Source organism: Jejuia pallidilutea (genome assembly GCF_002973595.1).
Lineage (GTDB): Bacteria > Bacteroidota > Bacteroidia > Flavobacteriales > Flavobacteriaceae > Jejuia > Jejuia pallidilutea.
In genome coordinates this window covers 13,893-30,338 of the sequence record NZ_PVEO01000004.1, presented here as the reverse complement: position 1 = coordinate 30,338, position 16,446 = coordinate 13,893, and the positions used below count along the sequence as shown (strand labels likewise).

Genomic DNA, 16,446 nt, shown 5'->3' with positions numbered 1-16,446 from the left:
TTAAGGCAATAACTAAAATTAATAATCCTCAATTTTAAACTTTAGTTTTTTGTCAAAATATAATTTGTCAAAATAATTTTGCAACGTAGGGTCGGTAAAGACAACATATTCACTTTCACATAATTCTTTAAAATGTTTTGGATTTTGTAAAAACATAGCACAAACATCCAATTCGTCATTTGTTATAAGTCTTTTATGTAGCAATTCCCTGTGTTCCAAAAACTCAAAAATCTTTCTAGAAGGATTACTAAATCTATTATAAATTGCTTTCAAAAAAGTTTCTAAATCATCAACATAAATTGACCAAGGATAGGGGTCAGCATTATCTTTTTTAAGTAATAAGCCTAAATCCGTTTGTATGGAAGCAAATCTTTCTGAAGTAACTACAATGGAAAAAATTTCGTGAATATCATTTCTGAGAATTACTTCCGATTTACCTTTAAAAGCAATAACAACTTTTTCATTGTTTATTAATTCTTGTTCCACCTGATAACATTGGTCATACCCTTTTTGAATACAGTCGGCAAAGTCTGATTTAATTCTTTGATAGGCTTGTTCTGTATCTCTTCTCGGTTCTCTATATCTTGATGCTTTACATTCAATGATATAGGCATTTTTATCTGCAATTATTAAGATGTCTTTTTCTTCTGGATGATTGTTTATGTAATAGTTAGTGAAAAAACTAACCCTCTTTGATTTTTTGAAGAACTTCTTGAATAATTCTAAAGTGTGGTTTTCCAAAACAACTTTTCCTTTACGAAAGTTTAGTTGTTCTTTTTCTTTCTTGGTCTGGGTTAGAGTGGTATAGAGTAAGTCATACAAAGCTGAAGGCAATTGTTTTTGATAGATGTTTAGATACTTATTATTACTAATTTTTATAATCGGTTTATTTTCTAAAGGATTTTGTTGGGAATAGAACAAATTACTGTGGGTATCCTTAATGTCAATCGAAAACAAATCACAGAAAATATCAATATACTTTTCTTCAATAGAAGGAAGAAAGTCTTGTTTGGTAAAAAGTAAACATTGATGGGGATTCTCAAAAAAATTCAAAAAACTTTCTTGGGTTTCATCGGAAAGTTCCAAAAGCTTATCAGCAAACTCATTCTCAGCTAATAATCCATTTGCAGATTGCCGAGCCAATTTGTCAAATTTTTTGTCCAAGATAAATGACTTTGAATTTATTGATTTTGCTCGATATATTAATTCAGAATGAGTACATAAATCAATCAAGGTTTTTAAATCGATTCCCAATCTTTTCTGAGTTTTATCTTGGTAGGGTTTAAACATCCTAATGACCTTATTTATCTCTTGCTCTCTGTAATTCAATATTCCATTTTGGAAGTAATTTTTAAACGCTAATTCGTGAACAAGTAGCCTTTGCCTTTTATCAGTAATCTCATCAAATTCATCATAATTCTCTGATAAATAAAAACTAACTATCTCCAACAGAATATCGGCAACTTGCTGAAGTACTAAATCGCTTTCTTTTGAATAACGAAGCTCTTCTTTACCTTCCAATGGTGTTGAAAGCCTTAACATTATTAAATATAAAGAGTCTTTTAGTTTTGACTTGAATTTCTCTGAAAACCCTGTATTTCTTCTTTCCGGATGGTGCCTTATGAAATCAGCAAAAAAGCAAACAAAGCTTTCCTTTGTGTACCTAGAAATTATATTTTGAATTTCTAATGATTTTTGCTCTAAATTTATTTTCTTCATTTTATTTTAAATCCTTACAAACGGATTGTAACATTTAAATCTCATCAAATTCAAAATCAAGATTTTGCAATTCTGGGGTAATCTCTAACGGGTTTCCTCTTTTGGTTTTTCTTCCCGTTTCTGAAATCAAGTGTAAATTGGTCTTTGCCCTTGAACAAATCACGTAAAGTAATTTTTTTGAAGCGGCAACAGGGTCTGCATTGAAAATGTCATTCCAATGTGGTACAAATCCATTTAACAAACCATAGGCAATAACCGTTTCAAATTCTTCTCCTTTAACACCTACGCAAGTATTGATGACAACACCTGACATTTCTCTATAAAAACTCATAAAAGACATTATATCACTTGGAACTTGAAAATCTGGGTCTTCAAGGCGGCTCTTTATAACATCAAAGAAAGTCTTTCTGTTTATAAGAAGTTGCTCGTAAATGGTTTGGTCAATACCAACAGCATCCAAAAATTGGTCAAAACAGTCATTTAAATAATCGATGCCTTCAGTCTCATCGGATGATATTGAATTAATTAGTTTTAAGACGTTTCTTTCAGTTTGATACTTTTCATTGAATTCTGTATTCGTGTGTTCTTTGAAATTTTCAATTACATCAGTACACCATTTGTATCGTAACGAGTATATTCTTGGCTTTGGCTGTGTCAAGAACAATCTAGATAATTTATACCAAATGTTATTTCGGTTTTTCGACATTGGTGCTAGACCGGAAGCATCAAAATTCACATCTGGCAATTTAGCCCTTAACCGTTTCGTTATTGTAGTAATTAACCACCATTGTGGCACCAATACGCAAATTTCGCCTTCTGGAATTCCGTTATCTAAACTATACTCTATAAGTCGTGCGATTTCATCAACCAAATATCCTTTTTCAATTGTATTGTTGTAGGTTATTATGCTATCATCGTCTTTATTTTTGCCAATTGCTTCGATTTTAATTGGATTTGTCTGGAATATTGAATAAAAATCAATAATTCTTTGTGTTGACCTGTAATTCCCTGAAAGCGTAAGTTGTTCAATGGGTAAAGTGTTCAATTCATTTTGTATTTCCTCCAGACTTTTGGCTACACCTCCTAAAGAAGCATAAATTGCTTGGTCAGTATCTCCAACTAGAAAAAGATTTGAGCTACCCTCCCCTGTTATAATAATGGAGGAAATAATTGCATAAAGCAAATCCTGTGTATCTTGGTATTCGTCAACACATATAAGGCTGAAAATGTTTGATAGCGTTTTTTTTATTTTCGGATGCTTGGTTAAAAGTTTGTATGAGTAATAAAGTAGAAGTTCAAAATCAATTAACTTTTCTGATTGCAGTCTTTCGTGATATTCTTTAAGTATCCTTTTCTGAATAGTTTTTGCTTCAGCAAATGTTCCGTCCCTATTAAATCTGAAATTAATCGGATCAATGGGTTTCAGTTTATGTTTTTCCTTTAGTTCACTTATAATACCCGAAGCATAAGTTTCGTCTGCAATTAAAAATCCATTTTCAAGTTCAGGCAAATAACAGGAATAAGGTTTAATAATCCATTCAAGACAAAACGAATGCAAAGTGCCAGACCAAACACGTTTACTGTTTATACCCATCGCATTTAATCTGCGATATATTTCTTCAGAAGCTCTTACGGTAAAGGTAAGTGCCACTACTCTTTGTTTACTGTCTTCATCAACGTTTTCTAAAGCATGAGCAAGTTTATGGATGATTACCCGAGTTTTTCCACTTCCTGGGCAAGCAGTAAGAAGTACATTACCGACTTTAATAACGGCATCTTTCTGTTGGTCGCTTAGAGTATCTAAAATCATAAATACGACAAGAATTTGGCAAATTGGTCATTAGGAAAACTGGCAATATACTCATCGATAACCTGTTGGTCTTCTTTCCCCTTAAAGCTGACTTTTGATGCTACTTCAAAATAACTATCATTTTTACTGCGGCTAATTTTTCGTAACCTGTATTTAGCAGTTTTAACTTTAGATGCATTATTTAGATGGGAAGATGCAAAAGCAACAGCTTTCAAAATGTACTCAGGAATATATGTGTTGTAAACTAAATTATCTGCAACAACCAAAGCAAGCCAACCTTTACCTTTTTTATCTGCCAATCGCAAAACTTCTACACCGGCTATTGAAACTGATTTGTCCTCTAATTTTTTCTTTGAAGTTTCAATAGCTGCTTGTTGTTTAAAAATTTCATCAAGTGATTCAATGAATTCATGACTATTACCGTTCATGAGTACATCTACCTCAAAAGTATAGCTAGAGTAAAAAGGGGATAAAAAGCTGTTTTTGTTGCAAAATTTATCAAGTTTTATCTTTCTTTCAGCACCACTAACTTCCGAAGCTCTGCAATGCTTTTCATAAGTAGAATCATCATCTGCATTTGCAGGTAAATCAACTATACTGGCATCTAAATCGGTTAATATCGCACAGTTTTTTTGAATTCTATCTCCATGAAAAAGCCTTGCAACATTTTTAAAACCTGTGCTTCCAATGTTTACAAGACTGACCCCAATTTCATCGAGCGAAATTCCAAAGACCTTTTTGAACATTTGAGGAATGAGGATTTGTTCTGCATCCCCTTCAACCAAGACAACACCTTTTGCAAAAAGCAAGTTACTTCTTATGGCATCCAAATACCTTTCGGCTCTTGTTATATATTCATCATCGAGATTGTTTGCTGGTTGATATACCAATGTTTGTTTATTTGTTCGACTTAAGATATTTACTGAACTTATACGGCTAACGGATGAAATATGAGTAGAGTGGGTTGAAATGATAACTTGGGTTCTATTTGTTTGTACGTTATCAAATAGTGTTTTTTGGATATGTGTGTGAATATGTGCTTCTGGTTCTTCTATAAGAAGAAAATTTGCAATTCTATCTGTCCTTATTTTCTCATATTCCAATAACTTAAGTGATAGGTAAATCATATTTGCACCACCTAGACTAAGCTCCCAGATTTTGCCCATATAGCCCTCTTCATCTGGGTCTCCAACCCATAATTTGAGCGATTGCAATAGCTTTTCCATATCATTCGGAAGCTCGGATTTTACATCTATATTTGGCCCATAAGTTGTACCCACAGCCTCCTTAATACTTTTATCAATTCCGTCTTTGACCTCTTTCACTTCTTTAAGAGAACTAATCTGGTCGTTGAGTTTATCGATGCTTTCAATTATATCGGTTTGTTTAGAAACTTCAACAGTTTTTTCTTTTCCTCTTAGTAAGTTTATTAAAGGATTAGTGGAATAGGAACGTAAGTCGCTTTCGACGTCACGTAGAGCTTTGATAAACGTACAAGAAACTTCATTATGTACACTAATTTCTCTTGGCAGAAATGTTCCGAAAATTAGTTCTTCCTTATCATCGGGGTTAGGAAATTCAACATTATCAAAATCCCCAATATATTTTTTATAAGTATTATCATCGCTGAAATCTCCAGTACCTCTACACAGGTAAGATGTTTCATAATCATCGATTGTAAGCTTATCAAGATAAAGTTGAAGTCCTTCCACAGTTTTACCTGTTGTTTGTGAGTAATCGTAAAGCTCTTTTCTGAACTGATATTTGGGTCTAAAATAGACCGAATAACTTCCGGTTTTTTTGTTTCCATCCATATCTCCAGAAGATTGTACTGCCAGTACTTGGGCTTCTTCACTTGCATCTAAATCTTCAAAAGTGACCGACAGAATCATCCAATGGCCAGCCCATTTACCTAAACCTCTATTAAAATCAGACTCATTAAATCTAATATATCTTGGAAGTTTGTCGTCAATTAGAACTCGTAATGCAAAAAAAAGATTTGTTTTACCAGAACCGTTTTCGCCTAAAATAGTATTTATGCCTTTTTTGAAGATGAATTTTGACCTACAGAAATTTCGGAAATTCCTTATGGATAGTGAGCTTATATGCATAATAATTATTTTGAAACAATAAAAAAGCCAATGATTTCCCATTAGCTCGGTCAAACTTCATTCTACGGTAATCGTTTATAAATATATTAATATTTTAATACAATTTCTTACGGATTTCCAAAAATTATTACAACTAATACCAGATTAAACTCTCTTATCCACACTCCCCTTCGCAAAAGCCACCAAATTAAACAGTTCCCGCATTCTGCTCCGAACTCGATTTCCATACCTTTCCTCAAGTTCTTGTGCATTTAGGTTGGTTGTAGCATGTGTTTTTTCCTTACTATTCAGGAACAAATCATGGCGGGAGAGCAATACCTCCCCCATCACATTACAATCCTTTCCATAGTGCCTTCCCAAGGGCTCCACACCTAAATCATCAAAACAAAAAAACTGGTCGTTGCCATAATCTTCAATCACTTTATAGCCAATGTGGTTAAAACCAAAAACAATATTTCTGGTAGGGATCATTTTGTAGGGTCTTTGATGTGGAACGATATGCCTAAGTAATTTCATCAAGGTAGTTTTACCACATCCCACGGGCCCAGTTAGCAAGATGCCCTTATAGATGTCTATATCCAATTTTCTACAATTGGCTTCATCCTTTATAAAATAATTACAGAGCTTGAAAAGGATGTCCCGATCATCGTCATAAAGTTTAAATTTCTGGCCAAACAAGAGTTTTCCTTTTGCATTGAGGTAAATTAGCATTTTATCAAAATCATACATAATTTGGTTTCCCTGAATCTTTCCTAGTTCATATTTCACACTGCCCTCAATGATGATATGTGGCGTTATCTTCGTCATAATGGCTCATTGTAATTCTTATCGGTGCTTGTCTTTAGGTTGTCCCGATATGGGACACCTCGACCTTGCTCGGTGGAAGTTTCTGGATTTTGTTTGTTATGTGTTTCAGTTTTTTCAGAACTTAAATTTTTTAAATTTTCGCGTTTGTTTATGTTTTTATTGTTTTCTGTAGTTTGTATATGTTTGTTTATAGGTACCAGTGCTTGTCCACTGCTTGTCCCGATATTGGTGCGGCTTGAGTACAGCACTTGTCCAGAGCTTGTACCAAAATTGAACATCTTGATTTTGCTCCCTTTGAACGGGTTATGGGATGGCGTGTACAAAATATAGCTCCAATGGCTCAGTTCCTTGATACAGCGGTGGTAGGTGCTCTTGGATCCAATCTTGGAAAACGACATCACTTCTTCCCTATTGATGTAAAATTCATCCTTAAAATAATTTGAGTTCCAGAACTGGAACAAGGCCACATAAAGACTTATGTGTGTGGGATTGAGCCGGCTATCCAAAGAGAACTGCAAAAACACGGCATTCAGGTGTTTGATATAATTGACATCTTCCAAAATGAGGCCTTAGAATTTATTGTGAATCCTGTTCTTTTCAAGCACCTGTATGATGTCTTGATAATCATAGTATAGCACACCGCCAACTTTTGTGTAAGGCAATATGCCATTAATGCGAAGGTTTTGTAAAGTTCCTGGAGAGATTCCCAGAAGTTTCCTCACCTCTGGAGATTTCAACCATCTCTTGTTAGGATGTCCAGAATTGTTACTAAGCAATTCTTTGATTTCTTCGAGTAGTTCCATTTTAAACTCTCGAAGATCATCTGTGGTAATAATTGTTGCTGCCATTTGTTTACTTCATTTTATAAACAAAGCCGCTATACGTTAATTAATTTGACAGCGACTTTGCTTTGATTTGACTTTCGTTTGACAAAGTTGAAGCGTTTTAATTAGTTTTATTCACCAGTTGACCCGACTACGGTGAAATTTTAACATTTTCCGTTTTACACTATTTTAGTGTAATTTGGTGGCTGTCTAACAAGGTGATAGATTAAAAATACACTAAATAAAATGATATAGCGTTATAAAAACAAAAGACAGGAGGTCAACCTGATACGGTTTTTTTTAATATTACAATTACTACAATCTTAAGAATCGATTTTGTCCATCGCATGGATTAGTTGCATAGAAAGTTCATCTAAAAACTTAGTCTTGCTTTTTTTACGATTTCTTATTTCTGAATACACTTTGTAGAAATCTCCCAATTCACAATTGAACAATTTTTGCATTACATCTGCAATCTCCTTGATGTCGGTATTCCCATAATTGATAGTATTACTATGATATAGAGCATAAATCAATTCGGTCAGTGCCACCTTGCTGGAAGTCCATTGTAGCGTAGATTTCTGGCAAAGCGTTGGATATACATGCAAACGATTTTCTAAGTAGTCAATAAATCTTTTGCTGGCTAAAACTTTTGCCAATAAATGGTCGTGTGAAGTATTGAAATCTAAGTCGTAGAAATTATCATCCGTATGCATCATCATAATTTGAACTGACTGACCTCGCGTAAAATATGGTATATCCAAATGTGTTTGTCCCTGTTCAATATAATTCACAAAATCTATATGGCGCATTAAAAATTGATAAGCCTTATTTCTAAATTTATCTATGGAAGATTGCCTTTGTACTTTTGGCACTTTAGAAAATTCACTTTCAAAAGCATATATTTTGGAATAGTAAATGAGATAACTAAAAGGTATTTGTTTATAGTTCTTAAAAAAAGTGATTTCCTCAGTAATGGATTTAAAACCGTTTGTACTAATTTCTTTTCTGAATTCCGAAAGCAACTTTCGACTTAATACTATAGCCTCGTTGCACTTCATGAAAATATTCAAATCTGATTTTTGAATCTGTTTCAATGCATTTTGAAATATGTAAAGACGGGAGGGGAAGTCCATTGGTCTAGCTTTAATGAGTATTTACATAGAAAGCAGAATAGCCACAAGGTATATTAATACTAATTGCTGCTGTTTAAATGCTTTTCTAAATATCGATAGTAAACCATACTTTTGAAAATGTAATAAACCTTGATTTATAAATATTATCTAAGTATTTATAAATTACGATATGTTTAAATGCAATAATTTTTTGAAGGGCTATCACTAAGAAATAAAATGAGACATTTATTTGGAATATAGGTCTTTGAATTGGTAGAACAAACGTTCCAATAATCGCAGATCCTCAGTTATGATATCTGCTGTTCCTTTCATTTCCTGCTTAAAGGCAATTGTATTACCGAAAGTTGTTTTTAAATCCTTAGTAATTTTAACATCAACTATATAGGCGCCATTTTCATCGGATACATTTGATATGTTGGACACGCTTCCTTTTAAGACTCCAAATTCATAATCTGGATAATCATTAAGCTCTAGATTTACGTGTTGCCCTATCTTTAATTTTCCCGCATTTACCTTTGGAGTTTTAACTTTTGCAATATAAAAAGGTGTGTGACTTGGTGATACGGTAAACAACAAGTCTCCTTTGGAAACGTTGTAATTTTTATCCAAATATTCTACAAATGATAAAATACCACTATCCCTTGATTTCAGAACATACTTTAACTCCCAATCACTTATTGTCCTTTTCAATTCTTTATATGAGTGAAGTACTTTTTTTAACAGTTGGTTCTCATCCCGATATTTGGTAAAATCTATGTTTTGGGAATCTCTTCGGGAATTGCCTATTGATTCTTTTATCTGGGAAATCAAAAAAATAGCGTTCTCGTATTCTCTGGAAGCTGTGTAAAAAACGACCTGCTTGTTCTCATACATCTGTTGTGAAACAATACCCTTTTTCAATAAAGCTTTATAACGGTCTAAATCTTTTTTTATAATACCAAGTTCTCTGCGACTGATTTCCTTTTGGCTTATCAAGTTTTTGAGACGGTTTTTCAACTCTGCCAAAGAGGTGTTATTGGCTCTTATTTTACCATCAAAAGGTTTTAAGTCTCGATTCATGCTATATTCAAAATAAGCATTTTCAAATTCTGAGAACTGAAGTTCAACCTCTCCTAAAAACAGTAATGGTAATTCCTTAAATGGAAAAAACACTTGCCCTGGGGTCAAGGTAATTGTATCCAATATTGACTTCAAAAAAAGTACATCTTTATTATCAGATGAATTTTCCAGAATAGCAATAACCGTATTTTTACTAACATAATCTTTATCAAATAACAGAATCGTATCGATTTTGGCATCTACCCTAGCATAGATTTTTTGGGGAGGCGGATCAGTGGTCAGATAAGCTTCTGCTGTTATAACATCGGGATATTTTACCAGCCATAAAAGACAAATCATCAACACAATAAGTCCAAGAAAAATAATACTGCCCCAACGTATGAGTTTTGATGGTACCTTATTTAGGATGTCTTGGACTTCCTCACTTCGTATGGTTATTTCCTTTTCAGACCTTTCCATGCATTAACCTAATTCCAATTGGTTTTTCACCAAACTATAGTAGCTTCCTTTTAAAGCAGTTAGTGATTTGTGGTTACCGGTTTCTTTGATCTGGCCATTTTCCAATACCACTATTTGATCTGCGTTTCTCACTGTACTTAAGCGATGGGCTATAATAACTACCGTTTTGCCCAAAAAGAACGTTTCCATATTTTTCATGATCTCTTTTTCGATATTGGCATCCAAAGCAGATGTGGCTTCGTCAAAAAACAAATATTTTGGGTTTTTATAAATAGCCCTCGCGATCAGAATACGTTGTTTTTGTCCCGAGCTAAGTCCTATGCCCTCGGCTCCTATAACCGTATTATAGGCTAAAGGCAACGTCTCGATAAAACTACTGATGTTGGCCAATTGTGCAGATTTTTGAAGCTTTTTTTGATTTACTGGGTTATCTCCCATGGTAATATTTCTGGCAATGGTGTTACTAAAGATATAGCCCTCTTGCATTACTGTTCCGCAACATTCTCTCCAGCATTGATAGGCAATGTGTTTCAGCGATACGTTTCCAACCTTTATCAGCCCTTCTTGTGGTTGATAAAATTGCAACAGAAGTTTCATTAAAGTTGTTTTACCACTCCCACTGCTTCCAACAATTGCCGTTACCTTATTTTGGGGAATAAGCAAGTTAAGGTTTCTTAAAGTTGGAACTTCTACTCCTGAATATCTAAAAGAGACATTAACCAATTCTAAATCTGAGGTTTCAGAAAACTGTACAAGACCATTATCCAGAATATGTTCGTCTTCTTTTCCATGAATTTCAGAAAGCCGTTCTAATGATATTTTGGCATCTTGCCAATCTCTAATAAAGTCAACGCATTGTATTATTGGTGCGTTTAATTGCCCCACAATGTAACTTACCGCTAACATCATACCTAAGGTAATCTCGCCATCAATAACCAATTTGGCTGCCAAAACGGTAACCAATATATTCTTCAGCTCGTTGATAAATCCTGAACCAATATCTTGATATTGGTCCCAAGCCATACGATTTACAGCTATCTTAAATAATCTGGCCTGAATATATTCCCAATCCCAACGAAACTCTTGCTCCGCATTGTGTAGTTTAATATCCTGCATGCCATTTATAAGTTCTATAACTTTACTCTGCTCATTGGCTGTTTCCTTGAATTCCCTGTAATCCAGAACCTTTCGTTTTTTAAGAAATAATAGTATCCAGCCTAGATATGCCAAACTACCAATGAGGAATACTATAAATATGGAAATGCTGTAATACATTAAAACCAGTCCAAATATCACAAAATTTACCAAGGAAAAAAGTACTTGTAATGAAGATGATGTCAGTAATTTTTCAATACGCTCGTGGTCGCCTATGCGTTGCAAAATATCTCCAGTAACTCGTGTGTCAAAAAAAGCAATAGGCAACCCCATCAATTTTAGAAAAAAGTCGGACAACATGGATATGTTGATACGGGTGTTCAAATGCAACAATATCCAATTCCTAATGAGTTCAACTGCTGTTCTTCCCACGAATAAAAATAATTGTGCAATTAGAATCAAATACACAAATTGAATATCTTGGTTTCTAATACCAATATCGACGATGCTTTGAGTCAAAAATGGAAAAATGAGCTGTAGAATGCTTCCTGCCAACAGCCCAAAGAATAACTGCCACAAAAAAGATTTATATCTAGATAGATACTTTAGAATAAAGGAAAAACTCAGTGATTGGCTGGCGAGATTGAAAGTTTTAGAATGAAAGTACAAAGTTGGTTCTAATAAGAGTACTACGCCCTCTTCTGTAAGTTCATTGGCATTATTACCAATCCATTGTTTGATAAATTCATCGTTCTTATAGCTTACATGACCTACAGCTGGGTCTGAAATAAAACAGGTTTTCTTTTTAATTTTGTAGAGCACCACAAAGTGGTCTTTATTCCAGTGCAAAATACAAGGCAGTGGAGCTTCTTTTAATTGTTTAAAATCAATTTTTGCAGGGAGTGATTTCAATCCTATGGTTTCAGCAGCCTTCGCCAAAAATTTAAGATTGCTTCCTGTTCTGGATGTTTCTGAGTATATTCTCAATTCATCTATTGAAACAATCTTTCCATAGTGCTTCGCAATGATTTTCAAGCATGTTGCTCCGCAATCTTTGGTATCTATTTGCCTGAAATTTGGAAACACGTTATTATCATTCGTTTATTTTAAACTATGGTTGGTTTGCCAATATGCAAAAGCAAATACCCTGGCATATTCCTCTATTTGTTCTTCCATGGTATCACCTCCACCGTGGCCCGCATCATAAATAATATCTAAAAAAACAGGAGCGCCCGAATTTGAGCTTTCTTGTAACTTAGCTGCAAATTTTCCGGGTATCCATGCATCAATACGGGCATCATTAAAACTTGCGATAATTAATGATGCAGGATAGGTTGTGTTTGGTTGAAGGTTTACATACGGGTCCATTTTGATTAGTGACATACATTCGATGGAATCCTTTATTGTACCATACTCCAAATAATTTGATGCGTTATTGGCTCGTGCTTCACTACGCAAAGGATTTAGCATGGGGACAACTGCAATAAAAACACTGAACAGATCTGGTCTTTCAACCATGGCCATACCTGTAGATACAGTTCCTGCACTACTGCTGTAAAGCACGGTTTTTTCCTTGGAAGTATATTTTTGCTCTATTAAGTATTCCGTACAGGCAATAATATCTTTCCATGAATTTGACTTATTAGATTTCATTCCAGCTTTATGCCATGAATCTCCTTTTTCACCACCTCCCCTAATATGTGGAACAACAAACACACCACCGTTTAAAACCCAATTAAGATATATAGGAGAAAAATAGGGCGTAATGGATTCTCCATATGCACCGTATGTATATAATAGTACAGGACTTGTCCCATCCATTTTTATGTCCTTTCTATATATTAGTGAGACCGGTACTTCAGCACCATCATGTGAGATTATTTGAATTTCTTTCACTTCCAATGCTTCAAATTCTGGATAACTTTGGTGGTTTGATAATGGGTCTAATTGAAACTGGGAACCATCAAAAATATACCGTTTATAATCAACAGTCCATCCATCTATACCCAAATATAAATTAAAATTTTCATTAGAGCTGCTATAAATGTTTATAGCTCCTGAAGCATGTGGTAATTTTAATTTTGAAACTTGATTGTCTTTATACTCATACAGAAAAGACTCAACCCCATATTTGGAGGTAGTGTAATAAAGGCTATTGCTCGTAATTTGCAATGAGGATATGACTTCATCTTCTTTTTCAGGAACCAGAACGGTTGGACTCGGTAATACATCTTTTATAATATCAAAACTGGAAATGTTTCTATTATCCGCTTCTTTTCCAGAAATATAAAAAAACTTGTCCTTAATAAAATAGCCATAATCCGCATAGACTTTTTCATTTGATGAATATAATGGTTTCCAATGAATGACCTCCTTATCTAAATCATTTATATCAGCATAGAATGCTGACCAATAGTTTTCAACTGAAGCTTTATAGCCTATAAGATATTTGTCTTTGGGTGACAATATTTTTGCAATGGGTAAATCTTCCTCAGTAATTTCTGGTTTGGATTTTGATGAAAAAACAATCCGTCGCTTGTTAGGATTGTCCCCCAGCTTATGTAGTACCGTGCTAGAGTTCAGCATGTAGTTTTCATCATTATAATCTAAAATAGGAATATATAGATATAAAAAACCACTGGAGTCTGGAAGCCATGAGATGCCCAGATAGATATCTGGTGCAGTGTTTGAAATCACCTCTGGAAGCACTTCTTGGCTCTTTACATTTACTATGATAATATCCGAACTTTTAAGCCCATCATAATTCAGGGAAACCACAACATATTGTCCATCCCATGAGGGTTGGATATAATTAATGGTATATTCCCGATTTAGATTCTTTTTAAATACTCTTGGATCAAATAACAAAACATCTTCAGCGTTTTTATTTTTTCTGTAGTAAAGCTTTTCAATACTGTTTTTAATATCTGCTTTCAGAAAAAAAACAGACCCAAAATTTGTATATTTTACACTTGAAACTGCTTGCTCCTTATTGAAATAATAGGATTTTATCTGGTCGGAAATTCTTTCTTGATTTATAAACTGTCCCAAAAACTTTTCTGTATGGGCGTCTTGAGCCTCAAACCAATTTATTACAACAGTATCCTGAAGGTTTTCTATATTCCGATAGGAATCGCCTATAACGTTTCCAAAACAGGTATCCCTTACTGATACCTTTTCTATGAATGGGTAATTTTGATAAGCATTAACCTCCTTTTTACCTGTGCAGTTAAAAACTATAGTAAAACAAAAAACCAGAAAGACATGTTTCATATACATTAAAATTGAGACTTGACAGTAGGTCTATCTTCGCTTTGGAGTTCTTATTTTATCCTTATCTATTATAGGTCCTCCACCTCCTCCAACAATCATTTCTGGTTTACTAATTCTCTTAGGGACAAATCCTTCTTGGTTTTTAGTTTTTTTTTGTCTTGTTGATTTCATAATCTTCAATTTTTGGATTAATAATTTTTTATAAATGTATAAAAGCGTGTTATTCATTTATAGACATTACACTCGCCATTTATAAATTACGTGTACTTTATTTAAACTATATTTTGTTTTTTCTTAATTCATTTAAAAAGTATGATGGCTTAATACCCGTTTTCTCCCGAAATGCTTTTGAAAAAGATTCTGCGGTTGTAAATCCAAATTGGTCTGCAAGACCGTTCATGGAATACTTTAGAAAACTAGGGTCTTTTTTAATACTATTTACCGCATTTGTAATCCTCAAATCCTTTAAATAGCTTGAAAAGTTTACCTGCTTTACATAATTTATAATCATAGATAAGTAGGTTGAATTTGTATTAAATTCCTTGGCCAGGTCATTCAGGGTTATATTTTTAGAAAGATATGCTTTCGATGCTTCAAAGGCATTTAACTTTTCTAAAACATCTTCTACAATAAGTTCTGAAATTCCAGATAGGGGTTTGATTTTAGATGTTTCCTTAGGTACAGAGACCATTGGCAAGTCTCCATCTAAAAGCCTTTGGAGTCTTTTTTTAAACTTTTTCTGCCGTTTATAATAGAAAACCAAAAACAACATTAAGATAAAAACCATTATAGAACTGGCTATGAGCAATTGTTGTCTAGAATATAACTTTCTCTCCAATATTCGTTTTTCTTTTTTGAACTTTGGAATATCATAATCCATACGCATTTTCTCATTTACATTGGTATAGTTTATATCTAACACACTATCCACGGTCAAAAGTTGGTTGATATAATATAATTGCTGTTCTTTATCTTCACTTTGTCCAGCATATTTAAAAAGTTCATTATATACTTTCCTTAACTCTGGATAGGGGTCTTTTATAATTTTATGAATGGAATCTATTCGCTTAAAAGACTCGATCATTAATGAGTCCTTATTCTGGTATTGATAAATCTTCCCTATCATAAAGTAGCTGTCCATCAGGATACCATCCGAATAATTTGATGAGAATTTCAGTAAAGAATCTAAAGCCTGCGGATACTTTTTTAGATAAAAGTTAGCTGTAGCATGGACTTTTCCTAGGTCGTAGTAATTTTGCAAATCATTTATATCTTTAGTTGCCTTCATGCCATCTCTGGCTATCATGAGGGCAGAATCGAGCTTATTATTTCGAATAAGTGATAGTGAAAAATTATTTGTCAACTGTACGTACTCATAATAATAGTCCCGGAGATAGTGGGGTGATTTTATAATATCAAAATAATTCTTCCTGTATATGTCCAGAGCCTCTTCATGCAAACCCCAAACATTCTTAATGGCTGCGATACCCAAAACGGCTTCCAATTCTCCTACTTTATCCTTTTTAGTTTCAGACAACCTAAGTGCAGTTATATAGTTATCTAAAGCTTTATTGTAATTATGGTGATTGTAATAAAGCTTAGCTTTTAATAAGTATCCAGTGGTAGGATAAGCGTCGTATTTTTCATTTTTCGTGATTTCAATTAAGGAATCGCTATAAGCCAAATCGCTACTTAAATTTTCCCAACCTATATAAGAATAATAAGCTCGAGCCATCTCTAAATTGTTTTTCTCGGCTCTAGCTTTTTTTAGATGGTAGTTTCTGTATATATTTAGAAGTGTTGTATCATTGTTATAAAAGGCCTCATCTGTTGAGTCAATTAGTTCTTTATAACTTTTACCTTGTAATGAATCTTGATACGTTACAAGCTTATCTTCTTGCCTTTCATCGTAAAGAGGAAATAGAAAGAGAATATTAAGCAAGGTAGATAGATTAACTACCTTTAAAAAAAGCAAGCAAAGATATTTTTTAAAAAACACAACAAATTGTATTTCAGATGATTGTACATTATAAAATTAACAAATTTTTAATAAAACAGATTTTTAAAGAAATTTGACTAGCGAAAAAAGAATAACAAAACTGATTTTTCAATTAAAAAAACTTATGTGGCATATAATACTTATCAATTTATGA

12 protein-coding genes are annotated in these 16,446 nt (G+C 33.5%); all 12 read right to left on the bottom strand.

The genetic code is table 11. The features are described from left to right. Positions 1-18: 18 nt before the first annotated feature. Positions 19-1,719, bottom strand: a complete 1,701-nt coding sequence (locus CLV33_RS07955; RefSeq protein WP_105473454.1) for an NERD domain-containing protein — start codon at positions 1,717-1,719, stop codon at positions 19-21. A 34-nt stretch (positions 1,720-1,753) separates the two neighbouring features. Further along, positions 1,754-3,529, bottom strand: coding sequence for a UvrD-helicase domain-containing protein (locus CLV33_RS07950; RefSeq protein WP_105473453.1), 1,776 nt, complete (start codon positions 3,527-3,529; stop codon positions 1,754-1,756). Next, positions 3,526-5,640: an ATP-dependent nuclease gene (locus CLV33_RS07945; protein ID WP_105473452.1), complete on the bottom strand. Its 2,115-nt coding sequence runs from the start codon at positions 5,638-5,640 to the stop codon at positions 3,526-3,528. Before CLV33_RS07945 ends, CLV33_RS07950 begins: the two co-directional genes overlap by 4 nt. Before the next feature lie 144 nt (positions 5,641-5,784). Beyond that, positions 5,785-6,447, bottom strand: a complete 663-nt coding sequence (locus tag CLV33_RS07940) for an FtsE family protein (RefSeq protein ID WP_105473451.1) — start codon at positions 6,445-6,447, stop codon at positions 5,785-5,787. After that, positions 6,444-7,007, bottom strand: a complete 564-nt coding sequence (locus CLV33_RS07935) for a hypothetical protein (protein WP_105473450.1) — start codon at positions 7,005-7,007, stop codon at positions 6,444-6,446. Before CLV33_RS07935 ends, CLV33_RS07940 begins: the two co-directional genes overlap by 4 nt. A 9-nt stretch (positions 7,008-7,016) precedes the next feature. Continuing rightward, complete coding sequence (locus CLV33_RS07930; RefSeq protein WP_105473449.1) at positions 7,017-7,295, bottom strand: helix-turn-helix domain-containing protein; 279 nt, start codon at positions 7,293-7,295, stop codon at positions 7,017-7,019. A gap of 299 nt (positions 7,296-7,594) precedes the next feature. Continuing rightward, a complete protein-coding gene (locus CLV33_RS07925; protein ID WP_170063994.1) occupies positions 7,595-8,332 on the bottom strand; it encodes an RteC domain-containing protein in 738 nt (245 codons plus the stop codon). 300 nt (positions 8,333-8,632) lie between these two features. Next, complete coding sequence (locus CLV33_RS07920) at positions 8,633-9,925, bottom strand: HlyD family secretion protein (RefSeq protein WP_105473447.1); 1,293 nt, start codon at positions 9,923-9,925, stop codon at positions 8,633-8,635. Between the two features lie 3 nt (positions 9,926-9,928). Next, the gene (locus CLV33_RS07915) at positions 9,929-12,106 is read right to left on the bottom strand and encodes a peptidase domain-containing ABC transporter (protein ID WP_105473446.1); all 2,178 of its coding nucleotides are present in this window, start codon (positions 12,104-12,106) and stop codon (positions 9,929-9,931) included. 15 nt (positions 12,107-12,121) lie between these two features. Further along, on the bottom strand, positions 12,122-14,293 hold the full coding sequence (locus CLV33_RS07910) for a prolyl oligopeptidase family serine peptidase (RefSeq protein ID WP_170063993.1): 2,172 nt from the start codon (positions 14,291-14,293) through the stop codon (positions 12,122-12,124). Positions 14,294-14,323: 30 nt separating this feature from the next. Further along, the gene (locus CLV33_RS17525; RefSeq protein WP_170063992.1) at positions 14,324-14,464 is read right to left on the bottom strand and encodes a hypothetical protein; all 141 of its coding nucleotides are present in this window, start codon (positions 14,462-14,464) and stop codon (positions 14,324-14,326) included. Positions 14,465-14,570: 106 nt separating this feature from the next. Continuing rightward, positions 14,571-16,235, bottom strand: a complete 1,665-nt coding sequence (locus CLV33_RS07900; protein WP_105473443.1) for a helix-turn-helix domain-containing protein — start codon at positions 16,233-16,235, stop codon at positions 14,571-14,573. Positions 16,236-16,446: the final 211 nt, after the last annotated feature.

What these genes read in the sequence shown, in the direction of transcription:
- CLV33_RS07955 (WP_105473454.1), bottom strand. Translation starts at nt 1,719, where the DNA reads ATGAAGAAAATAAATTTAGAGCAAAAATCATTAGAAATTCAAAATATA.
- CLV33_RS07945 (WP_105473452.1), bottom strand. Translation starts at nt 5,640, where the DNA reads ATGCATATAAGCTCACTATCCATAAGGAATTTCCGAAATTTCTGTAGG.
- CLV33_RS07950 (WP_105473453.1), bottom strand. Translation starts at nt 3,529, where the DNA reads ATGATTTTAGATACTCTAAGCGACCAACAGAAAGATGCCGTTATTAAA.
- CLV33_RS07920 (WP_105473447.1), bottom strand. Translation starts at nt 9,925, where the DNA reads ATGGAAAGGTCTGAAAAGGAAATAACCATACGAAGTGAGGAAGTCCAA.
- CLV33_RS07940 (WP_105473451.1), bottom strand. Translation starts at nt 6,447, where the DNA reads ATGACGAAGATAACGCCACATATCATCATTGAGGGCAGTGTGAAATAT.
- CLV33_RS17525 (WP_170063992.1), bottom strand. Translation starts at nt 14,464, where the DNA reads ATGAAATCAACAAGACAAAAAAAAACTAAAAACCAAGAAGGATTTGTC.
- CLV33_RS07925 (WP_170063994.1), bottom strand. Translation starts at nt 8,332, where the DNA reads ATGAAGTGCAACGAGGCTATAGTATTAAGTCGAAAGTTGCTTTCGGAA.
- CLV33_RS07910 (WP_170063993.1), bottom strand. Translation starts at nt 14,293, where the DNA reads ATGAAACATGTCTTTCTGGTTTTTTGTTTTACTATAGTTTTTAACTGC.
- CLV33_RS07930 (WP_105473449.1), bottom strand. Translation starts at nt 7,295, where the DNA reads ATGGCAGCAACAATTATTACCACAGATGATCTTCGAGAGTTTAAAATG.